Origin of the sequence: Dactylosporangium fulvum, assembly GCF_025137375.1 — a bacterium.
GTDB lineage: Bacteria > Actinomycetota > Actinomycetes > Mycobacteriales > Micromonosporaceae > Dactylosporangium > Dactylosporangium fulvum.
The window spans coordinates 8,514,657-8,535,521 of sequence record NZ_CP073720.1; the positions used below are offsets into that span (position 1 = coordinate 8,514,657).

Sequence of the window (20,865 nt, forward strand, 5' to 3'; positions counted from 1 at the left end):
ACGTAACGTTCTGTGTAACGCAGACAGCGACCAGACCTGGGGGAATCACCGAATGAGCGACTTCGACACCGGCAGCGACGTGGACTTCGGCCACTACGAGGCCGGTCAGCAGCACGGCGAGCTCGACCAGCTGCACCAGGTCGACGCCAGCGACTCGTCCTACAACAGTGACTTCAACGTCTACGAGCAGGACAGCGCCAACGCCGAGTCGACCGACTTCCAGCAGGGCCACAGCGTCCAGTGGACCGACGGCAACGGCGCCAGCTACTCCGAGACCGACTTCACCAACTACAGCCACGACGAGGCCTCCACCGACCACATCTTCGCCGCCGACGGCAGCGTCTCGGCCAACGACTCCCAGTTCTCACAGATCGACGCCCTGCGCCAGCAGATCAACTCCTCGTTCGCCACGGGCACCGAGTTCCACGGCAACGCCGGCGAACTGGGCGTGGCCTCCAACTAACGCAACACATACAAGATGGCCGGTCACCCTGGGCGACCGGCCATCGACCGTCTTCGCGCTGCGGGGAACCGAGGAGAGCCGCACGCGTTCAGCGGAAGTCGCGAGACGTGGAGCGGATCGGCAGGCTCAGCGGGGCCAGGTGGTCGGCGCGCAGGTTGAGGACGCCCTCGACCTTCTCCAGGATGCCGCGCACCACCATCGCGTTCGCCGTGCGCGCGACCCGGCGGTACCGCTGCCAGAGCCCGGGCGTGCAGGTGACGTTGAGCATGCCCGTCTCGTCCTCCAGGTTGATGAACGTCACCCCACCCGCGGTCGCCGGCCGCTGACGGTGCGTAACGATGCCGCCGACCGAGACACGCCGGCCGTGTTCGACGGCGTGCAGGCCGGCGACGGAGACGGCGCCGATCCGATCGAGGTGATCCCGGGCGAACTGTGCCGGGTGCGCGTCCGGGGCCAGCCCGGTCGCCCACACGTCGGCCACCATGCGCTCGACGGCGTCCATGCCCGGCAGCATCGGCGCGTCGACGCCGCCGGTCGTGCCCGGCAGGCGGCCGGCCGTCTCCTGGGCCGCCGCACCCGCCGCCCAGAGCGCCTCCCGGCGGCTCAGCCCCAGGCAGGCGAAGGCGTCGGCGGTCGCCAGGGCCTCCAGGTGGGCCGTCGTCAGCCCGGCGCGCCGCGCGAGATCGCTCATCGAGGTGTACGGACCGCCGGCCGCCCGGCAGGCCTCGATCCGCTCGGCCACGGTGTCACCGAGGGAGCGGACCGACGACAGCCCGAGCCGGACCACCGGGCCGCCGCGTCCCCACTCCCCCGGCGCGTCGCCGCCGGGGGTCTCGTCCGGCAGCGGGGGCTCCAGTCGGGCCATGGCGTTGCTGGCGTTGATGTCCGGCCGGCGGACCGTCACGCCGTGCCGGCGGGCGTCGTCGACGAGGGACTGCGGCGAGTAGAAGCCCATCGGCTGCGCGTTGATCAGCGCCGCGCAGAACGCCGCCGGGTGGTAGCGCTTGAGCCAGGCACTCGCGTACACCAGGTAGGCGAAGCTCATCGCGTGGCTCTCCGGGAAGCCGTAGTTGGCGAAGGCGGCGAGCTTGTCGAACAGCTCGTCGGCCAGCGCGCCGGTGATGCCGTTGGTGGCCATCCCCTCATACAGCCTGGACCGGATCCTCCCCATCCGCTCCATCGACCGCTTCGAGCCCATCGCCCGGCGCAGTTCGTCGGACTCGGCGGGGCTGAACCCGGCGACGTCGATCGCCATCTGCATGAGCTGTTCCTGGAACAGCGGGACGCCCAGGGTCTTCTTCAGCGACGCCTCGAGCAGTGGATGCGGGTAGGTGGCCTCTTCCAGGCCGTTCTTGCGGCGGATGTAGGGGTGCACCGAGCCGCCCTGGATCGGGCCCGGCCGGATCAGCGCCACCTCGACGACGAGGTCGTAGAACTCGCGCGGCTTGAGCCGTGGCAGCGTGGCCATCTGCGCCCGGCTCTCCACCTGGAAGACCCCGACCGAGTCGGCGCGGCACAGCATCTCGTAGACCTCGGGGTCGTCGAGCGGCATGTGGGCGATGTCGAGCGTCGAGTCGATCATCTCGAACGCGTACCGCAGCGCTGCGAGCATGCCGAGCCCGAGCAGGTCGAACTTCACGAGCCCGACCGACGCGCAGTCGTCCTTGTCCCACTGCAGGACGGTCCGGTGCTCCATCCGCGCGTGCTCGACCGGGCACACCTCGATGACCGGGCGGTCGCAGATGACCATGCCGCCGGAGTGGATGCCGAGGTGCCGCGGGAACGAGAGCAGCTCGTTGGCGAAGTCGACGACCTGGCCGGGGATCTCCTGCAGGTCCGCGGTGGTGATGCTGCCCCAGCGCTCGACCTGCTTGCTCCAGGCGTCCTGCTGACCGGGCGAGTGGCCGAAGGCCTTCGCCATGTCCCGGACCGCTGATTTCGGCCGGTACGAGATGACGTTGGCGACCTGTGCCGTGTACGTCCGCCCGTACTTCTCGTAGACGTGCTGGATGACCTTCTCCCGCTGGTCGGACTCGATGTCGATGTCGATGTCCGGCGGGCCGTCCCGCTCGGGCGAGAGGAACCGCTCGAACAGCAGGCCCCACTTGACCGCGTCGACGTTGGTGATGCCCAGCGCGTAGCAGACCGCGGAGTTGGCCGCCGAGCCACGGCCCTGGCAGTAGATGTTGTTCGCGCGGCAGAACGCCACGATGTCGTGGACGACGAGGAAGTACCCGGGGAAGTCCAGCTCCTCGATCAGCGCCAGCTCGTGTTCCAGCTGTTCGTGGGCCTTGGGATTCCCGCGGTACCGCACGGAGGCGCCCTGCATGGTGAGGTGCCGCAGCCAGGCCATCTCCGACATCCCCGGCTCGGGCACCGGGTAGGCCGGCAGGTTCGGCGCCACGAGCTGCAGGTCGAAGGCCAGCTCGGCGCCGAACGCGGCGGCCCTGGGCACCGCGTCGGGCCAGGCGGCGAACCGGGCCGCCATCTCCGCGCCGCTGCGCAGGTGGGCGGCTCCGGCGGGGGGAAGCCATCCGTCGATCTCGTCGAGGCTGCGGCGGGCCCGGACGGCGGCGAGCGCGGTCGCCAGGCGGCGCCGCCCCGGCGCGGCGTAGTGCACGTTGTTGGTGGCCACGACAGGGAGCCGGCACTCCGTCGCGAGCTCGGACAGGGCGTCGTTGCGCTCGTCGTCGAGCGGGTCGCCGTGCGTGGTGAGCTCGACCGCCACCGACTCCGGCCCGAACAGCGCGACCAGCCGGTCGAGCTCGCGCCGCGCCGCGTCGACCCCGTCGCGCAGCAGCGCGGCCGGCACGTGGCCCTTCCGGCAGCCGGTCAGCAGCAGCACGTGGTCGCGCAGCGCCGCCGCGGTCTCCTCCAGGTCGTAGACGGGCCGGCCCTTCTCCCCGCCGCGCAGGTGCGCCTCGCTGATGGTCCGCGACAGCCGCGCGTATCCCTCGGGGCCGCGGGCGAGCAGCAGGAGGTGCCGGCCGAGCGGGTCGGGTGCACCGTTCTGCGGACCCGGCAGGCCCAGCGACAGCTCCGCGCCGAACACCGTGCGGATCTCCAGCGCGCGGGCCGCCTCGGCGAAGCGGACGACACCGTAGAAGCCGTCGTGGTCGGTGATCGCCACCGCCTCCAGGCCCAGCCGGGCAGCGGTCTCCGCCAGTTCCTCGGGGTGGCTCGCCCCGTCGAGGAAGCTGAAGTTGCTGTGACAGTGCAGCTCCGCATACGGCACGGTGTCGGCGGGCCGCTCGACCGGCGGTGCGTGGTACTCCTGGCGCTTGCGGGTCCACGCCGGTGAGTCCCCGCCGTCGCCGTGGTCGGCGGAGAGCACGTCGGGGTGGTAGTCCGCGCCGGGGTGCTCCCAGCTCTTCGCGTCGCGCTTGCGCCCCGAGAGCCGCCGCTCCAGCTCCGACCAGGGCACGTCCGGGTTGTTGAAGCCCATCAGTCGTACAGCGCTTCCACTCGCCAGGCTCCGTTCTCCAGGACCGCCAGCAGCGCGCGGTCGTCGGCCAGTTGCAGCTGGAACCGCGCATACCGGCGCGACTCCCCCTCCGCCCACCAGCGCTCGTCGACCGGCCACGGTCCCGCCCAGGCCACGATCTCGACGGGCTGAGGTTCTTCGCCGAGCCGGATCTTCGCCGGTACGGCCGTGAGCGTGAGCCTCCCGCTGACGCCCACGGGCGCGCCGTCCGCGGCGAGGACCTCGGCCGGCAGCGGTTCGACGTAGACGGTGGCCGGCGCGGGCGGAGGCAGCCGGCCGGGCCACGGCGCCTCGACACTCTGGGCGACCCGCTCGCCGCCCCAGGCCACGAGCCGGATCCGGCGGCTGTCGGCCCGTCCTCCGTCGAGGACCGCGGTGAGCACGGCGTCGGGCCCGAGGAGCCCTTGGACCCGGGTGAGCGCCCGGTGCGCGCGGTCGCGCTCCTCCCCCGCCTCGCCCCACAGGCCCGGCTGCAGGCCGAGGTGCTCGACGACCCCTTCGGGGACGAGCCGCAGCCGGATGATCCCCGATCCCGGCCCGGCCTTCTCGGTTCGGCGGGTGCGGAGCCAGCCGTCCAGCTGCCAGCGGAGCCGGTCGGCGATCTGGCCCACACCGAGCAGGCCGTCGTGACGCCAGGTGCGCACGAGTTCCGCACCGGTCTCGGTGGTGGCCTCGATCGCCAGCCGGGTGCAGGCGAGCCCGTGCGAGCCGAGCCGGTCGTGCAGCCGCTCGGCGAGCGCCCGGGCGGCGAACGCGGCCGCGTCGACCCGGTCGACCGGGTCGTCGAACGTCTCTGTCACGTCGAGGTCCGGCGGCGGCTGCCGGGGCGCGAGCGGCCGCTCGTCCCGCCCGCCGGCCAGCCGGTGGGCGAGCGCGGCGTCGAACCCGAAGCGGGCCAGCACATCACCGCCCGGCAGCGCCGCGAACTCGGCGAGCGTGTGGATCCCGAGCCGTCGCAGCAGGTCGACGAGGGCCGGCCGGCCGAGGGCCGTGATGCTGAGATCGGCGAGAAACCCGGCCGTCTCCCCCGGTGACACGATGGTCCCGGCCCGGGCGGCGAGCCCCGCGGCGAAGGTGCCGTCGGCGATGCCGACCTGGGCCTCGACGTCACACTGCTGGGCGATCTGTTCGACGAGCCGCTCGGCCGCGGCCTCCTCACCGCCGTAGTAGCGTGCGGGCCCGCGGGCCGCCAGCGCGCAGGCCCCCGGCCGGAGCGTCTCCACCCCGGGTGCGAGCGCCTCGACGGCCGTGAGCACCGGCTCGAACGCCCGCATGTCCCGCCCCGGGTCGTGCTCGAGGACGATGAGATGCGGGCAACGCCCCTGGGCCTCCCGTTTCCGCAGCCCCCGCCGGACCCCTTCGGCCCGCGCCGCGGGCGACGCCGAGAGGACGCGGTTGGCGTGCAGGACCGCGACCGGCTCGTGGGAAGGGTATCCGTCCACGATCTCGGCCGCGATCACCGGCCAGTCCGGGCACCAGATCACCATCGTCCGCACCCCGGTCACCGTCCCCGCCGCAGCGGCACGACGTTGCCGTGCTCCTCCCTGCCGCCGGCCTCCTCTCCGTCACCGGCCACGGCGCGATCACCGCGCGGCGCGAAAGCCGCCACATCGCCGCGGTCGCTGCCGGGTCGCGCGGCCATGGCGCGAGGAGCTGGGTGGTCGTGGCGGTCACCGCCGGGAACCGCGACCAGGGGGCGGTCCGCGGTGGGCAGGGGGCGGGTGATCGGGGGCAGCACACCCTCGAGGGACGGCAGCCAGAGGGTCACCTCGCGCGGGGCGGCCGCCGCGCCGCGGCCACGAGCCTGGATCGTCATCTCGCGGCAGCGCAGCCGGCCGCGGCCGGCGCCCAACCCGTCCCACGCGCCGCGGACCGGGGCCACGGTGAGGTCGGCGCCGGCCCAGGTGCCGGCGGGCATGAGCACACTGCCGCGCTGGCGGGCGCGTGCTGCCAGCCGGCCGGCGACCGGCGGGGCGATCGAGCCGGGCGGCGCGGCGACGACGATGTCGAGGCCGTCGAGCAGCGCCGCCACCGTTGTGGTCCACTCGGTGCCGGGGTCGGGGATGAGGGCCAGCCGGTCGAGGGCGATGCCCATCTCGGCGGCGGCGATCGGGCTCAGCGCGGGCAGGCCCACCACCGCGCACCACGAGCCGGCCTTCGACGCCGCGACCAGCAGGGCGAGCAGCACCGACGAGGTGTGCACCGCGATCGTGGCACCTCGGCGCAGCCCACCGCCCGGCAGCAGGGCGCGCAGCTCGGACAGCACCGGCAACATCCGGGTGGCACCGACGACCTCGGTGGTGTGCTCGCTGGCCGGGCGCACCACGCCGCTCAGGCCAGCGGCCTGCACCACCTGGAGCCCGGGCGGCAGTGCATCCGCGACCCGCCCCGCCAACCGGTCGATCCGCCGTGGCGTCCGCGCCGGCTGGACCCCGGAAGCAGCGTCCTCGGCGGGACGGCCGTAGACGCGGCCGAAGTATCCGTCGTCCGGATCGTCGTAAGCGTCGTCGAACTCTGCGGCCACCGAAGCCGACGTGCCAGCCACGGCACCTGCTCCCCCACTGTCGTGCTGTCGCACCGCCGCCGTCCCACGACGTGCGCACAGCCCTGTTCACCGCAGCACTGACCACTCCTTTGGCGCCGCGGCCCGGCAGGACGACGACCCCTCCGGGGTGGAACGGCAGGCTCCGCCCCGGAGGGGTCGGCTCAACTGGCCAGGCCCTCGAGCCGAGGCTGGTAGGAGAAGCCGAGACTCACCTCGACCACGGCGATGAACTGCTCGGCGGCCCGCATGAGATCGTCGGCCTCACGTGCGCTGACCACCCGGGGGATGCCGGCCTCGGCGGCCGAACGCTTGCTCGCGCCCGCGGCGAAGAACGCCGCCCACTCGGTCAGCTCCGGCGCGACGAGCACCAGCAGCGACCAGACGCTCATCACCCGGCTGCGCCGGCCGGGCGCGGCGGGGACGGCACGGGCCGCGAGCACGGCGGCCGCCGCACGCAGGGCGGCCAGGTGCGCGGTCGCATACCGCATGCCGTCGGTGCGGATCTCCGCCGCCTCCTCGAGGCCGTGGCGGGCGAGGGTCAGCAGTTCCCGCGGCGTGCGGTGGGGAAGCGCATGCGCGGGGACCGGGAGCTGCTGCCGGGGAGCACCGCTGGCCGGCGCGACGGCCGGAAAGCGACTGACGTTGGACGAGCTGGTCGAACGGTTCGCCGGCATATTGCTCTCCCTCGGTGGCGCGTCGGCAGGTCTGTGCCAAAAACGTGCGTGTCACCGCGGGGGGAGTCGCAGTGCCACGCGGGTCGATCGATATCGAACGGCGACGGCGTCGCCGGCCGGGCGTGGAGCTTCCCCACACCACACCCGGCCGGCTGGGTCGCGCCCGCCGCCCGGGGGTCGTGGGCGGCGGGCAACGACCCCGCCTGAGGCCAGACCCGCGAAAATCCGGCCTCCGCGGTGTCGCGGACCGCGCTCGGGATCGGCGCCGCGAATCGCCTCCCCGAAGCAGTTCGAACACTCGTTCGATACGGATAAGACTACACCCGGGAGCCGCCAAACCCGCAACACTGACGGCAGAATTTTCGTACACCCGTTCGCATGATCTCTCCACCACCCACGCCGGGGTGAGCGTCGGCCACCTCGTCGTCCAACCGGGCCGTGGGCATCGACCGCGCCCGCACCCCGACGACCCGCGAGACCGCGGCCGGCGCGCTCGTCGCCGGCGCACCGGCGAGCAGCTGCGCTCCGCGCCGCGCCGACCCGTTCATCATGGTGAAGACCCTAGCCAGAGGGTATGACAAAACCGCCCGGGGTAAGGAGTGGAAAAGCCGATACTCCTGACCGCTACCCTCATCGGGTGACCCACCAGCCCCGCCCCGCCGTCGGTGTCGCGATGGTCCTCGCCGGCAGCGTCCTGTTCGCCGTCAACGGCACCGTCTCCAAGCTGGCCGGCGAGACCGGCATCGATGCTCCGCAGCTCACCACCCTGCGCGCCACCGGCGCGGCGCTGGGCCTGTTCGCACTCGCGCTGGTGCTGCGACCGGCCTCGCTGAAGGTCACCCGGCGGGCCGTGCCGATGCTGGTCGTCTACGGCCTGGCGGGCTTCTTCCTGGTTCCCATGCTCTACTTCGTCGCGATCAGCCGGATGCCGGTCGGCATCGGCCTGCTGTTCGAATACACCGCACCTGTGCTCGTCGCCCTCTGGGCGCGGTTCGTCCAGGGCCACGCCGTCCGGCCCCGGCTCTGGGCGGGGCTGGCCGCCAGCCTCGTCGGGCTCGCCTGCGTGGCGGAGGTCTGGGGCAAGCTGCGCCTCGACGGGCTCGGGCTGGCCGCCGCGCTCGGCGCGGCCGTGCTGCTCGCCGCCTACTACCTGCTCAGCGCCCGCGGCGTCGCCGACCGCGACACGCTGTCGCTGACCGCCTACGCGTTCGGGGTGTCCGCGATCGCCGGGGCCGTGGTGCGCCCGTGGTGGCGGTTCGACCCGGGCCAGCTGACCACCACCAGCGAAATCGGTGTGCAGACGTGGCTGCTCATGGTGTACATCGTGATCGGCGGTTCCATCGCTCCCTATCTGCTGCTCGCCGGGGCGATGCGACACCTCCCCCCGACGAGCGTCGGCATCATCGGCATGTCGGAGCCGGTCGTCGCCACCGCGGTCGCCTGGCTCGTCCTGCACGAGCACCTCAACGCGGCGCAGATCGCCGGAGGTGCGCTGATCCTCGTCGGCGTCGCTCTGGCCGAGACCGCCCGGGTGAAGCCCGAGCCGTCGGCCCCGAGCCACGTCCCTCCCAGCTGAACCAGGAAGAATGTGGACATGCAGTCGCATCCCAACGTCCAGGCCATCCAGGACGCACTGGACGCCGCCGGTGCGCGCAACGCCGCCGGCGAGCCCTGCCAGGTCAAGGTGCTCACCGAGCCCGTGCACACCGCCGCGGCGGCCGCCGCCGCGATCGGCATCGAGGTCGGCCAGATCGCCAACTCGCTGATCTTCGACGCCGACGGCGAGCCGCTGCTCGTGCTCACGTCCGGCGCGCACCGGGTCGACACGGCCAAGGTCGCCGCCCTGATCGGCGTCGGCGCCCTGAAGCGGGCCGGCGCCGGCTTCGTCCGTGAGCACACCGGCCAGGTCATCGGCGGCGTCTCCCCGCTCGCCCACCCCAAGCCGCTCCGGACGCTGGTTGACGTCGACCTGGAGCAGTACGACGAGATCTGGGCGGCCGGCGGCATCCCCCAGGCGGTCTTCCCGATCACGTTCGCCGAACTCGTGCGCATCACCGCCGGTACCACCGCCGAAGTAGCGTGACCGGTCCGGAGCGAAGCGGAGGACGCGTGACCGTCCGGCTTTTTGTCTGGCGGGTGCGGCCCGCCGCCGTCCCGGCCGCGTTCTGGTCGATGGCGGTGGACCGCCGCAGGGTCCGCAGGACCGCCACGTTCGCGAAGCTGCTCGGCACCGGGCGGGGCAGCGAGTTCGGCGTGGGCGCGGCCGATCTGACCCGGTGGGCGGCATTGATCGTGACAAAGGACGACATGCCGCCCCCGCCGCCGATGCGCGGCGCGGTCCAGCGGTGCACGCTCACGCTGGAGCCGATCGCCAGCCGCGGCACGTGGTCCGGCCGCACGCCGTTCGAGGTGGATCCCCGGCAGACGAAGGGTGCGGGACCGATCGCCGTCCTGACCAGGGCCCGGCTGAAAGCGGCCCAGGCCACGGCGTTCTGGCGGGCCGTCGACCCGGTCGCCAGGAGCCTCGCCGGCGCCGACGGACTGCTCTGTGCCTTCGGTGTCGGCGAGGCCCCCGTAGGATTTCAGGGCACGGTGAGCGTCTGGCGCTCGGCGGCGGACATCGTGCGGTTCGCGTACCGTCGGCCCGAGCACGCCGCGGTGGTGGAGCGCACGGCCCGGCAGGGTTGGTATGCGGAGGAGTTGTTCGCCCGGTTCCGGGTGCTCGACATCGACGGCGATCGGCAGGTGCTCGGTTGGAGGGACAGCCCGTGAGGCTCGTGCGGTGGCACGGTGAGGACCTGCTGGAGCGCCTCGACGACGTCATCGCCGTCTACGGCGAGGCGATGGGCTATTCCGTGCAGCTGCTGCAGACCCGCCGCGGCTACGTCGCCGGGCACACCCGCCGCGAGGCGTTCCAGGCGGTCGCCACGCTGGACGACGACAACGGCCTGCTCGGCTTCGGTTACGGCTACCGCGGCACCTCCGGGCAATGGTGGCACGACCAGGTCCGCAACGCGCTGCGCCGCGACCACCGCAAGTTCTGGCTGAGCAACTGCTTCGAGCTCGTCGAGCTGCACGTGCGCCCCCACGCTCAGGGTCACGGCATCGGCGCCCACCAGCTGCACGAGCTGCTCAGCCACGCGCAGCAGCAGACCGTGCTGCTGTCCACGCCCGAGGCGCCCGAGGCCACGTCGCGGGCCTGGCGGCTGTATCGGCGGTTCGGCTTCGTCGACGTGCTGCGCCACTTCAACTTCCCGGGCGACGACCGCCCGTTCGCCGTCCTGGGCCGGCAACTCCCGCTGTGAGGCTCTGGTTCCTCTTCGGAGCGCTCGTTCTCGCCGAGATCGCCTATCCGCTCGTGCACGGCCGCACCCGCGCGGTGCTCGTCGTCGCGACGGTCGTCGCCGGCTACCTCCTCTCGGTGACGCACGCCTACGTCACCCGGGGCGCCCGCACCGCCGCCGCCCTGGTGGTCGTGACGACCGGCGGCGGGCTGGCGATCGAGGCGGCCGGCCGGACGACGGGCTTCCCGTTCGGCGACTACGACTACACCGGCGCCCTGGGGCCCCGCCTGCTGGGCGTGCCCCTGGTGGTCCCCCTCGCCTGGACCTGGATGGCCTGGCCGGCGTGGCTGGCCGCGGGCCGCCTCGTCCGCCGGACGCTGCCCCGCATCGGGCTCGCGGGCGTGGGGCTGGCCGCCTGGGACCTGTTCCTCGATCCGCAGATGGTCTCCGAGCGGTACTGGCTGTGGTCCGACCCGGCGACCGCACTGCCGGGCGTCCCGGGCGTCCCGGTGAGCAACTACCTGGGCTGGCTGGTCGTGGCGATCGCCATGACGGCCCTGCTGCGCGTCGCCGCCGGGCCGGACCCGGACGGGCCGCGGGCCGACGCGCCGATGTACGCGCTCTACCTCTGGACGTACGCGTCGAGCATCCTCGCCCACGCGGTCTTCCTCGGCCTGCCGGCCTCGGCGGCCTGGGGAGCCCTGGGCATGGGGCTGGTCGCGGTCCCGTTGGCGGTGCGGCTGTGGCGGCGCTGATCGTCGCGGCCGGCGGTGTCGTCCTGCTGGCGCTCACCGCCCACACGCTGGTCAACGCGGTGCTCCTGCGCCGGCCGGGGCCGGCAGGCCCCCGGACCGCGCGCATCGCGGTCCTGCTGCCGCTGCGTGACGAGGCCGGCCGGGTCGAGCCGTGCCTGCGGGCGCTGCTCGCGCTCGACGGCGCGCCCGACCTGATCGTGCTGGACGACGGCTCCACCGACGGCACCGCCGAGCTGGTGCGGCGGATCGGCGGCGACCGGATCCGGCTGCTCGAGGGCAGGCCGCTGCCCGGCGGCTGGCTCGGCAAGCCGCACGCCTGCCGGCAGCTGGCCGACGCGGCCGGTGACGCCGACGTCCTGGTGTTCGTGGACGCCGACGTCGTGCTCGCGCCGGACGCGGTCGAGCGGGCGGTCGCCCTCCTGCGACGGTCCGGTGTGGACCTGCTCAGCCCGTATCCGCGGATCGACGCGGTGACGGCCGGGGAGCGCCTGGTGCAGCCGCTGCTGCAGTGGTCGTGGCTGACGTTCCTGCCGCTGCGGGCGATGGAGCGCTCGCCGCGGGCGTCGCTGGCCGCGGCCGGCGGGCAGTTCCTCGTGGTGCGGCGGGAGGCGTACGTCCGGGCCGGCGGCCACGCGGCGGTGCGGGACAAGGTGCTGGAGGACATCGAGCTGGCCCGGGCGGTGAAGCGCGCCGGCGGGCGGATCGCCCTGGCCGACGGCTCCCGGCTGGCGCATTGCCGCATGTACACCTCATGGCGCGAGCTCGCCGACGGCTACAGCAAGTCGCTGTGGGCGTCCTTCGGCTCCCCGGCCGGTGCGGCGGCCGTCGTCGGCCTGCTGCTCGCGCTCTACGTCGCGCTGCCGCTGACCGTCCTCTCCGGACAGTGGCTCGGCCTCGCCGCATATGCGCTCGGCGTCACCGGCCGGGTGGTCAGCGCCCGGTCGACCGGCGGCCGTGCGTTCCCGGACGCGCTGGCGCACCCTGTCTCCGTGCTGCTGTTCGCCTGGCTCGTCGCCCGCTCGTACGCGCGCCGCGGCCGTACCACCTGGAAGGGCCGCCCGACATGGCTTCCGTGATCGTCGTCGGGGCCGGCGTGGGTGGGCTGGCGGTCGCCGCGCGCCTGGCCGCCGCCGGGCACCGGGTGACCGTCTTCGAGCAGGCACCGGTCGTCGGCGGGAAGCTCGGCCGGCACGAGCGGCGCACCGCCGGTGGGACGTTCCGCTTCGACACCGGCCCGAGCCTGTTCACGCTGCCGCAGGTGGCGGCCGAGCTGTTCGCCGCGACCGGCGGGCCGTCACCGCTCGACCTGGTGCCGCTGGACCCGATCGTCCGGCACCGCTTCCCTGACGGGTCGGTCCTCGACTCCACGCAGGGCGACGGCTTCGCGGAGCGGATCGACGAGGCCTTCGGCGCGGAAGCCGCCGCGGACTGGCGACGGCTGTGGCGGCGGGCCGGCCGGGTCTGGGCGGCGTCGTGGCAGCACGTGCTGACGTCCCCTGTGGACAGTCCACTGCGGATGGCCGGGCTCGCCTGGCGGCTGCGCGACCTGGCCGCCATCGCGCCCGGCCGGACGCTGCAGGGTCTGGGCCGCCGGCACCTGCGCGACCCGCGGCTGCGGATGCTGCTGGCGCGGTACGCGACCTACACCGGCGCCGACCCGCGCCGCGCACCGGCGGCCCTGCTCGCGATCCCGTACGCGGAGCTGGAGTTCGGCGGCTGGTACCTGCGCGGCGGCCTCGGCACGCTGGCGACCGCGCTGCTCGACCGCTGCGTCGCGGCGGGCGTGCGGGTGCACACCGGGACCGCGGTCGGCGGGATCACCGTCACCGGCACGCGGGCGTCCGGGGTGATGCTGGAGGACGGGACCGAGGTCGCCGCGGACGTGGTCGTGGCCAACGCCGACGCCCTCCACGTGTACCGCGACCTGTTGCCCACCCCCGGCCGCGCGCGGCGGCTGGAGGCACGCAGCCTGGGCGGGTTCGTGCTGCTGCTCGGGGTGCACGGCCGGACGCCGGGGCTCGCGCACCACACGGTGCTGTTCCCGCGGGACTACGACGCGGAGTTCGACGCGATCTTCGGCGCACCGGCCCGGCCGATCGACGACCCCGCGGTCTTCGTGACGTCTCCGGACGATCCGACGGTCCGGCCTGAGGGCCACGAGGCCTGGTTCGTGCTGGTCAACGCGGCGCCGAACGGCACCGGACCGGCCGAGGTGGACTGGACCGCGGTCCGCGACGGCTACGCCGACCGGGTGCTCGGCACGCTCGCCGCGCGCGGCCTCGACGTGCGGGACCGGCTGCTGTTCCGCGACGTGCTCACCCCGGCGGACCTGGCGGCGGCGACCCGCTCCCCCGGCGGCGCGATCTACGGCACGGCGAGCCACGGCCTGACCGGACTGCTCCGCCCGCCGAACCGTGGCCCGGTGCGCAACCTCTTCCTGGTCGGCGGATCGGTGCACCCGGGCGGCGGGCTGCCGCTGGTCATGCTGTCCGCGAAGATCGTCGCCGACCTCGTCGGGCCCGCGTCATGAGAGCTTGTCCAGCACCGGCGTGAGGTGCTCCTCCTCGAAGGCGAAGTGGGCCTCCAGGTCGGCCGCGAGCCGGTCGAGCACCGCATCGTCGGGCGCGTCCTCCAGCTCCGCGATCCGGCGCGCGATCGCGGTGTGCTCCCGGCGCAGGCGCTCGATCGCCGGGCGCAACTCGGGGAACCGCGCCTCGATCCGCGGGAACACGCGGTCCTCGTTGGTGTGGTGGGCGCGCAGGGCGCCGCAGAACGCGAGGCAGTGTGCGCGCAGGTCGTGGCGGTCGGCGCGGACCGCGGCGAGGTCGGCGCGGAGCCGCTGGTGGATCTCCGCCAGGCCGGGTGTCCGGACGCGGTGGAGCGCGACGACCGGGATGACCCGGGCCGTGCGCTCCTGGTAGGCCGCATAGGCCGGGATCCGCCGGCCCTGTTCCGCATAGAGCCGGTCGCGCTCCGGGCCGGTGACGGGCACGGCACGGGCCTCGAAGGTCTCGGTGCCGAGCTCGACGGTGACCCGCGGGTCGGCGAGCAGGTTGTGGAACCAGGCCGGATGGGCGGGCAGGCCGGCGTTGCTGCCGAAGATCAGGAGCCGGTCGCCGTCGTGGGCGTAGCCCACCGGGCTGGTGCGGGGCCGGCCGGAGCGGGCCCCGGTCGTGGTGAGCAGGAGCAGGTCGGTGCCCTCGAACATGCCGCCCATCCGGCCGCCGTTGGCGCGGAACTCGTCGATGACCTGCTGGTTGCCGTCGGTCATGGCTATCCTCGCTGTGCTTTTCTGGTTGGGTTCCGGATCCATTTGCTTTGCATGCAAAGCTACTTTGAGGAGAAAGCAGTGTCAACGGAGCCTTCGGTCGACAACGCCATCCGCACGCTGCTGCTGCTCATGCCGCGACTGGTCGGCCGGGCCAAGCGGATGCGGGTGCCGGACGAGCTGCGGTCCTTCACGCTGGCACCGCGGCACCTGTCGCTGCTGGCCTACCTGCTGTTCGAGGGGCCGCTGGGCGTGAACGAGCTCGCCGCGCGGCTGGAGATCGCGCCGGCCACGGTGAGCCTGATGGTGGGCGACCTGAACCGCCAGGGCATCCTGCACCGGCAGGAGGACGACGCGGACCGCCGCCGGACGATCGTGAGCATCGCGCCGGAGCACTACGACGCGATCAACGCCTGGCTGGGCCGCGGCGCGGAGGCGTGGCGCACGGCGCTGGGCCCGCTGACGCCCGACGAGCGGCGCCTGTTCATCCGGACGCTGGAGGCCTACGAGCGCGCCGTCAGCGACTGAGCGCCCGGCGGACGGCGACGACCAGCTGCGCGAAACCGGCGATCGCCAGCGCGGCCGTGACCGCCAGGACGACCGTCGCGGCGTGCGGGATCAGGGCCACCGCGAGCAGGCCGAAGACGGCGAGCAGCACGCGGGTCGGGCGCTCGGCGACCGTGACCGCGCCGATGTCCGTCATGCCGGCGACGGTGGCGCGCGCCCGGACGTACTCGTGCAGCCACATCACCGCGCCGCACCCCACCGCCAGCCAGACCGGCCCGCCCAGCAGGACGAACGCGACCAGCCAGCAGGCCTCGGCGACCCGGTCGGCGGCCGAGTCGTAGACCTGGCCGAGGCGGCTGGCCCGGTCGGCGACCACGGCGAGGACACCGTCGACGGTGTCGGCGACGGCAGAAAGCAGGACGAGTGCCGCACCGGCGAACGCCCACGGGCGGCCCGCGGTGACGACCGCCGGCACGGCGATCGACAGCAGCAGCCCGGCCACGGTGACGGCGTCCGGGTTGCGGACGCCGCGCCGGACGAGGGTGGCGCCGATGCCATACGCCATGTGCATCCACCCACGCACCAGCGGTGAGGCCGTGCGCAGGTCATAGCCGCCATGGGCCGACGACCAGCCCGCGGCGTAGCCGTCCCAGCCGGGGACCTCAGACGCGGGCACCGTCGCCGAGCTGCTGCCAGACCTCGCGCGTGGCCGTGGAGCGGTTGAACGTGATGAAGTGGATGCCGGGCACGCCCTCGTCCAGCAGCCGCTGGCACATCTCGCCGGCGTGGTCGATGCCGAGGCGCCGCACGGCCTGCGGGTCGTCGGCGATGCGCTCGAACCGCGCGGCGAGCGCCGGCGGGAACGGGGCACCGGACAGCTGCTGCGAGCGCGCGATCGTGCCGATGTTGGTCACCGGCATGATGCCGGCGACGATCGGGGTGTCGCAGCCCGCCGCCGCGACCCGGTCCCGCAGCCGCAGGTAGTCGTCGACGTCGAAGAACATCTGCGTGATGGCGAAGTCGGCCCCGGCCCGGCACTTCTTGACGAAGTTGGCGGTGTCGGACTCGATGTCGAGCGAGCGCGGGTGCTTGTACGGGAACGCCGCCACCCCGATGCTGAAGTCACCGGCCTCCTTGACCAGCCGCACCAGCTCCTCGGCGTAGAGCACACCCCGCGGGTGCTGCACCCACTCGCCGTTGGGGTCGCCCGGCGGGTCGCCGCGCACGAGCAGGAAGTTGCGGATGCCGGCCCCGGCGAGCTGGCCGATGACGTTGCGCAGCTCCGCGACGGAGTGGTTGACCGCGGTGAGGTGTGCCATCGGCAGCAGCGTGGTCTCGGTCGCGACCCGCTCGGTGACCGCGACCGTGGTGTCGCGTGTGGTGCCACCGGCACCATACGTGATCGACACGAACGAGGGCTGCAACGACTCCAGCTCCCGGATCGCCTGCCACAGCTGGCGCTCGCCCTCCGGCGTCTTCGGCGGGGAGAACTCGAAGGAGAAGGTGGGCGCCTGCTCGGCGATCAGCTGACCGATCGCGGCGGGTCCACCACCCATGACAGAAGGAAGTCCGAGAGCCACCCTTGTGACTGTAATGCCCACCCCACCGGCGCCGGCACTGCCGGGCAGCCAAATCCTGTCGTACCCCCGCGGTACAACAACACCGGACACTCCCCCGCCCGCGGTCACCGCGTCGGCCGGGCGGCCGGGGTGCCCACTGGCACCGCGAGCGGACGGGGGTCGCTGGTTCCAGGGAGGTTCGTGCATGTTGTCGACGGAGAGCGGCTCGTCCGTTGCGGAGGGTGAGCCGCTGGGAGTGCTGCTGACCCAGCTGCGCATGGCGCAGGGCAAGTCCCAGTTGCGCCTGGCGGAGCTGTTGTGCGCCGCTTCCGGTGTGCCTACCGTCACGCGGCACGAGATCTCGCGGTGGGAGCGCGAGGAGCGCATCCCGAGCCGCACGTGGCTGGGCTGGCTGGCGCTCGTCCTCGACGTGCCCCTCGACGACCTCGAGCGTGCTGCCGCGCTCACCCGCCGCCGGCGCGAGGTCGTCCCGCCCCGGCCGGCGACGACACCGGTCGGCTCACGGCCGCCGACGAGCTCGACCGGCGGACGGTCCGGGGACAGGTCCGCACCGGCCACGGCAGCCGGCCGGCCGGCGGGGCACACGACCGTGAGCGGGATCAGCGACGAGCGGATCGCCGAGCTGCGGCGCATGGACGACCTGCTCACCGGACCGGAGCTGGCCGCGCTCGTCGGTGCCGGGCTCCGCGCGGCGGTGCGCCGGGTGGCGGGCCGGTCGCGAGGACACGGCGCGGACGCCACCGATCTCGCCCGCGTCGCCGAGCTGGCACAGCTGCGCGCCTGGGTCGCCGCCGACACCGGGGCCGGGCCGCGCGCGCCGGTGGTCGCGCCGGCCGTCCGGCACGGGCTGCGGGTGGCGCTCGCCGGCGGGCACCGGCCGCTCGCCGGCCATCTGCTCGGTTGCCTCGCGCAGACCGCCGCCGAGGACGGATCCGGGCCGGCGGCGCTGCGACTGGCCCGGGCCGCCCGCCGGACCGCCGCGCCGGCCGACGCGGCGACCGGGGCGCTGCTGTGGCTGCGGGAGGCCTACGCGGCAGCGGTCTGCGGGGACCGGCGCGCCTGCGACGCGGCGCTGGCGGCGGCGGAGCGGGCACACGCCCGCCGGGAGCCGGAGCTCGACCCGCCGTGGCTCTATTGGCTCGACGACGCGCACCTGACCGCCTCGGCCGGGCGGTGCCACGCGGCGCTCGGCCGTCCCCGGCTCGCCCTGCCGCTGCTGTCCACGGCGCTGGCGGCGCCGGGCCTGCGGTTCCGCGCGGCCGGGCTGGTGTCGGTCGCCGCCGCCCGGGCGCATGCCGACGCCGGCGACCTCGACGCGGCGTGCGCGGCCGCCGGGGAGGCGCTGCTGGCCTGCGTCCGCTCCGGGTCCGTGCGGGTGCTGCGCGAGTTGCGCCGGGTCGAGCCGGCACTGGGCCGGGCGCGGGCGTTCCGGGACTATGCCGGGATGTCCGAATCCGCGCGGTCGTATCTTCCCGGTGCACAGGACGGCCACCGGGTCGGATCGGCAACCGCACGCGTTTCGGGCTAGCGTCGTCGCCGTGACGCACGCCTTCCTCGACCGGGTCGACCTTCGCACGCGTGTGCAGTGCGCCCTCGACGACTTCCTACGCGGTCGCCGGGCGCGCCTGTCCGAGATCGATCTGGAGGCGCTCGCGCCGGTGTCCGACGCCATCGAGGCGTTTGTGCTCGGCGGCGGCAAGCGCCTCCGCCCCGCCTTCGCCTACTGGGGCTACCGCGGCGCGGGCGGCGCGGACGACGACGCCGTCGTCGCGGCGGTCGCGTCCCTGGAGCTGGTGCAGGCCAGCGCCCTCATCCACGACGACGTGATGGACGGCTCGGAGACCCGCCGCGGTGAGCCCGCCACCCACCGCAGGTTCGCCAAGCTGCACGCGGAGGCCGGCTGGCGCGGCGAGGCCGACGGCTTCGGCACGGCCTCGGCGATCCTCCTCGGCGACCTGTGCCTGGTCTGGTCCGACGAGCTGCTGCACACCAGCGGCGTCGACCCGGTGACGCTCGCCCGGGCCCGGCCGGTCTTCGACGAGATGCGGACCGAGGTCACGATCGGGCAGTATCTCGACATGCAGACCCAGGCGACCGGCGACACGTCGACCGCCCGGGCCGGCCTGGTCGCCCGGTACAAGTCCGCGAAATATACGATCGAGCGCCCCCTGCTCTTCGGCGCGGCCCTTGCCGGCGCACCGGCCGGGCTGGCCGCGTCGTATTCGGCGTTCGGCCTGCCGCTCGGCGAGGCGTTCCAGCTGCGCGACGACGTGCTCGGCGTGTTCGGCGACCCGGCGGTCACCGGCAAGCCGGCGGGTGACGATCTGCGCGAGGGCAAGCGGACCTATCTCGTGGCGGCCGCGATGGAGCACCCCGACGGGCGGGTGCTCGACGAGCGGCTCGGCGACCCCGACCTCGACGCGGACGGGGTGGCCCGGCTGCGCGAGGTGATCGTCTCGACCGGCGCGCTGGAGCGCACCGAGGAGCGGATCGCCGCCCTGACCGCGGCGGCGCTCGAGGCGCTGCGGGCCGCCGACGTGACCGCGGAGGCCCGGGAGGTGCTGGAGGGCCTGGCCCAGGCGGCGACCCAACGCGCCGGCTGAGCCCGGAGCCGGCCGCGGCTCAGTCGCGGGTGGAGTCCGCCTCCACGGTGTCCGCCGAGCCGGCGGACCGGCTCGGCAGCCACAGCCACACCGACAGCGTCGTCAGGATCAGCGCGAAGCCGAACACGAGGTCCTCCACCGGCGCGTGGACGAGACGGGTGCCGAGGATCGCCGCGGGGTCGTACAGCACGACCCCGCGGCCGGTCAGGATCCCGTTCGACAGCAGCTGGAACCCGAGGATGATCGGATACGTGCACCAGAACACCCGGCCCAGCACGAGCCGGGTGCGCAGCACGAAGAGGTCGACCACCACGGCGGCCACCAGCCCGATGACCGCCGCCACCGTGTAGGTCATCGGCGCGACCAACGCAGCAGCGTCTGCCGCGTCGCCTCGAAGCCGAGGATCGCGCAGAGCGGCACCACGAGGAAGAACAGCACCTCTTCCAGGGGCAGTCCGCCCGGGAACACGACACCGACCACCTGCCGCGGGTCGAACGTCCAGTGACCCGCCCGGATGGCGAGCAGGTCCCAGACGACGAACACCGCGGCGACCGGCGCGATGGTGAGCACCAGGCGGCGGACCTGCCGCAGGACGCCGACCTTGAGCAGCGGTTCCAGCCAGAGCGCGCCGACGAGGCAGCCGGCGAGGACCAGCAGGTACGTCGCGTGCACCGTCAGAAGCCCAGCGCCTGCGCCCGGCGCTTGACCTCGGTCGCGCGGTTGCCGCGCAGCGCCTCCGCCGGGGTGCCGGGCAGTGACTCGTCCGGGGTGTAGAGCCACCGCAGCGCCTCAGCCTCGTTGTACCCAGCGTCGGACAACACCGTGAGCACGCCGGGGAGGTGCTTCAGCACACCGGCCTCGGTGACGAAGTCGGCCGGGACACGCAACACGCCCCCTTCCCGGACGGCGATCAGCGAGCGCTCACGGACGAGTTGATGGACCCGGTTGACCGGGATGCCGAGCCGCTCGGCGACGTCCGGCATGGTCAGCCACTCGGTGGGTCCTACAGGTTGTTCGGTCACCTCATCACAGTGCCATGTCCCAGGGCGCGGCACGACGACGAGGCACCGGCAGACGACAGAAGGGAGCGGCAAGTGAGGCTCTGGCTGAAGGTCCACCGTGAGGTCGCCGGCGCCTGGCGTTCCGCGTGCTACGACGTCAACCGGCGCCGCATGCGCCAGCTGAACAGGGCGGAGACGGCCGAGTTCGGCCCCTGGCACCATCGCGGCCTGCACCGGCCGCCCCGGCGCGTCGCGGCTGCCACCGGCGTGGCGCTGCTGGTCGCCGGGGGCGCGGCGGGGACGTATCTCGCGGTCGCCGGCAGTCTCTCCGCCCTGACCACGCAGCCGGCGGAGCCACCGCTCGCCGCACCCGCGTCGCCGGCCGCGGCGGCGACGGCGCCCCTCGCCGGCCCGGCGCCGCAGCTGACGCAGCCGCGCCCGCAGGTGCGGCGGTCGACGCCCCCGCAGGTGATCGCGCTGCCGCCCGTCCAGGCCCCATCGGTCGTACCGACGACCAAGAAACCCGAAAGCACACCGACGCCGTCGGAGAGCCCGAGTGCCAGCGATTCCGCCAGCCCGTCACCCTCAGCAACCATACCGTCGCCGAGCAGCCCAGCCTCAAAACCCCAGAAATCTGGACGATACGGTGACGAGAACGCCGCGACGGGGCAAATCAGCGCCGGGCGATGAGGTTTCGGCTT

22 protein-coding genes and 1 pseudogene are annotated in these 20,865 nt (G+C 73.9%); 13 read left to right on the forward strand and 10 right to left on the reverse strand.

Translation table 11 applies throughout. The annotated features are described in order from the left end of the window. Nucleotides 1-52 precede the first annotated feature (52 nt). The gene (locus Dfulv_RS39120) at nt 53-463 is read left to right on the forward strand and encodes a hypothetical protein (RefSeq protein ID WP_259858847.1); all 411 of its coding nucleotides are present in this window, start codon (nt 53-55) and stop codon (nt 461-463) included. Nucleotides 464-551: 88 nt separating this feature from the next. Here Dfulv_RS39120 and Dfulv_RS39125 read toward each other — a convergent pair whose 3' ends face one another. The 4 genes and pseudogenes from Dfulv_RS39125 to Dfulv_RS39140 all read right to left on the reverse strand — a co-directional run bounded on the left by Dfulv_RS39125 (nt 552) and on the right by Dfulv_RS39140 (nt 7,166). Further along, on the reverse strand, nt 552-3,908 hold the full coding sequence (locus tag Dfulv_RS39125) for an error-prone DNA polymerase (protein WP_259858848.1): 3,357 nt from the start codon (nt 3,906-3,908) through the stop codon (nt 552-554). Beyond that, on the reverse strand, nt 3,908-5,452 hold the full coding sequence (locus Dfulv_RS39130) for a DNA polymerase Y family protein (RefSeq protein ID WP_259858849.1): 1,545 nt from the start codon (nt 5,450-5,452) through the stop codon (nt 3,908-3,910). The genes Dfulv_RS39125 and Dfulv_RS39130 overlap by 1 nt, the downstream gene beginning before the upstream one ends. Before the next feature lie 128 nt (nt 5,453-5,580). Next, nucleotides 5,581-6,318: pseudogene (locus Dfulv_RS39135) on the reverse strand (hypothetical protein); the annotation flags it as partial. Nucleotides 6,319-6,653: 335 nt separating this feature from the next. Then, nucleotides 6,654-7,166 (reverse strand): SAV_6107 family HEPN domain-containing protein, encoded by a 513-nt coding sequence (locus tag Dfulv_RS39140; protein ID WP_259858851.1) that lies wholly within the window; start codon nt 7,164-7,166, stop codon nt 6,654-6,656. 438 nt (nt 7,167-7,604) lie between these two features. Here Dfulv_RS39140 and Dfulv_RS39145 point away from each other — a divergent pair, with 438 nt between their 5' ends. From Dfulv_RS39145 to Dfulv_RS39180, 8 genes are read left to right on the forward strand one after another with little or no spacing between them, the layout of a single operon-like run. Then, nucleotides 7,605-7,787: a hypothetical protein gene (locus Dfulv_RS39145; protein ID WP_259858852.1), complete on the forward strand. Its 183-nt coding sequence runs from the start codon at nt 7,605-7,607 to the stop codon at nt 7,785-7,787. Nucleotides 7,788-7,803: 16 nt separating this feature from the next. Further along, nucleotides 7,804-8,742 (forward strand): EamA family transporter, encoded by a 939-nt coding sequence (locus tag Dfulv_RS39150; RefSeq protein ID WP_259858853.1) that lies wholly within the window; start codon nt 7,804-7,806, stop codon nt 8,740-8,742. Between the two features lie 18 nt (nt 8,743-8,760). Continuing rightward, entirely contained in the window at nt 8,761-9,249 is a 489-nt protein-coding gene (locus Dfulv_RS39155; protein WP_259858854.1) for a YbaK/EbsC family protein, read from the forward strand. Between the two features lie 26 nt (nt 9,250-9,275). Next, nucleotides 9,276-9,938, forward strand: a complete 663-nt coding sequence (locus Dfulv_RS39160; RefSeq protein WP_259858855.1) for a monooxygenase — start codon at nt 9,276-9,278, stop codon at nt 9,936-9,938. Then, nucleotides 9,935-10,471: a GNAT family N-acetyltransferase gene (locus tag Dfulv_RS39165; protein ID WP_259858856.1), complete on the forward strand. Its 537-nt coding sequence runs from the start codon at nt 9,935-9,937 to the stop codon at nt 10,469-10,471. The genes Dfulv_RS39160 and Dfulv_RS39165 overlap by 4 nt, the downstream gene beginning before the upstream one ends. Further along, the gene (locus Dfulv_RS39170; RefSeq protein ID WP_259858857.1) at nt 10,468-11,205 is read left to right on the forward strand and encodes a carotenoid biosynthesis protein; all 738 of its coding nucleotides are present in this window, start codon (nt 10,468-10,470) and stop codon (nt 11,203-11,205) included. The genes Dfulv_RS39165 and Dfulv_RS39170 overlap by 4 nt, the downstream gene beginning before the upstream one ends. Then, entirely contained in the window at nt 11,193-12,281 is a 1,089-nt protein-coding gene (locus tag Dfulv_RS39175; RefSeq protein WP_259858858.1) for a glycosyltransferase, read from the forward strand. Before Dfulv_RS39170 ends, Dfulv_RS39175 begins: the two co-directional genes overlap by 13 nt. After that, on the forward strand, nt 12,269-13,735 hold the full coding sequence (locus Dfulv_RS39180) for a phytoene desaturase family protein (protein ID WP_259858859.1): 1,467 nt from the start codon (nt 12,269-12,271) through the stop codon (nt 13,733-13,735). Before Dfulv_RS39175 ends, Dfulv_RS39180 begins: the two co-directional genes overlap by 13 nt. Here Dfulv_RS39180 and Dfulv_RS39185 read toward each other — a convergent pair. Beyond that, on the reverse strand, nt 13,730-14,476 hold the full coding sequence (locus Dfulv_RS39185) for a nitroreductase/quinone reductase family protein (protein WP_259858860.1): 747 nt from the start codon (nt 14,474-14,476) through the stop codon (nt 13,730-13,732). The genes Dfulv_RS39180 and Dfulv_RS39185 overlap by 6 nt on opposite strands. 78 nt (nt 14,477-14,554) lie before the next feature. Between Dfulv_RS39185 and Dfulv_RS39190 the strand changes: the two genes are divergently transcribed. Continuing rightward, nucleotides 14,555-15,001 carry a MarR family winged helix-turn-helix transcriptional regulator gene (locus tag Dfulv_RS39190; protein WP_259858861.1) on the forward strand — a complete coding sequence of 149 codons (447 nt, stop codon included), beginning with the start codon at nt 14,555-14,557 and terminating at the stop codon, nt 14,999-15,001. On the opposite strand, the gene Dfulv_RS39195 is transcribed toward Dfulv_RS39190, so the two are convergent. Both Dfulv_RS39195 and metF read right to left on the reverse strand, forming a co-directional pair. Then, nucleotides 14,991-15,656: a CDP-alcohol phosphatidyltransferase family protein gene (locus tag Dfulv_RS39195; RefSeq protein ID WP_259858862.1), complete on the reverse strand. Its 666-nt coding sequence runs from the start codon at nt 15,654-15,656 to the stop codon at nt 14,991-14,993. The two genes, Dfulv_RS39190 and Dfulv_RS39195, sit on opposite strands and share 11 nt — an antisense overlap. Then, nucleotides 15,643-16,560: a methylenetetrahydrofolate reductase [NAD(P)H] gene (gene metF / locus Dfulv_RS39200; protein WP_259858863.1), complete on the reverse strand. Its 918-nt coding sequence runs from the start codon at nt 16,558-16,560 to the stop codon at nt 15,643-15,645. The genes Dfulv_RS39195 and metF overlap by 14 nt, the downstream gene beginning before the upstream one ends. A gap of 184 nt (nt 16,561-16,744) precedes the next feature. On the opposite strand from metF, the gene Dfulv_RS39205 reads away from it, so the two are divergent. Both Dfulv_RS39205 and Dfulv_RS39210 read left to right on the forward strand, forming a co-directional pair. Next, nucleotides 16,745-18,088 (forward strand): helix-turn-helix domain-containing protein, encoded by a 1,344-nt coding sequence (locus tag Dfulv_RS39205; protein WP_259858864.1) that lies wholly within the window; start codon nt 16,745-16,747, stop codon nt 18,086-18,088. Nucleotides 18,089-18,098: 10 nt separating this feature from the next. Further along, nucleotides 18,099-19,163 (forward strand): polyprenyl synthetase family protein, encoded by a 1,065-nt coding sequence (locus Dfulv_RS39210; protein WP_259858865.1) that lies wholly within the window; start codon nt 18,099-18,101, stop codon nt 19,161-19,163. Between the two features lie 19 nt (nt 19,164-19,182). Here Dfulv_RS39210 and Dfulv_RS39215 read toward each other — a convergent pair whose 3' ends face one another. The 3 genes from Dfulv_RS39215 to Dfulv_RS39225 are packed head-to-tail and all read right to left on the reverse strand — an operon-like array spanning nt 19,183 to nt 20,146. Continuing rightward, nucleotides 19,183-19,518 (reverse strand): lycopene cyclase domain-containing protein, encoded by a 336-nt coding sequence (locus Dfulv_RS39215; protein WP_259858866.1) that lies wholly within the window; start codon nt 19,516-19,518, stop codon nt 19,183-19,185. Beyond that, nucleotides 19,515-19,835, reverse strand: a complete 321-nt coding sequence (locus tag Dfulv_RS39220; protein WP_259858867.1) for a lycopene cyclase domain-containing protein — start codon at nt 19,833-19,835, stop codon at nt 19,515-19,517. Before Dfulv_RS39220 ends, Dfulv_RS39215 begins: the two co-directional genes overlap by 4 nt. A gap of 2 nt (nt 19,836-19,837) precedes the next feature. Beyond that, a complete protein-coding gene (locus Dfulv_RS39225; RefSeq protein WP_259869081.1) occupies nt 19,838-20,146 on the reverse strand; it encodes an Rv2175c family DNA-binding protein in 309 nt (102 codons plus the stop codon). Between the two features lie 111 nt (nt 20,147-20,257). On the opposite strand from Dfulv_RS39225, the gene Dfulv_RS39230 reads away from it, so the two are divergent. Then, complete coding sequence (locus Dfulv_RS39230) at nt 20,258-20,854, forward strand: hypothetical protein (RefSeq protein ID WP_259858868.1); 597 nt, start codon at nt 20,258-20,260, stop codon at nt 20,852-20,854. Nucleotides 20,855-20,865 lie beyond the last annotated feature (11 nt).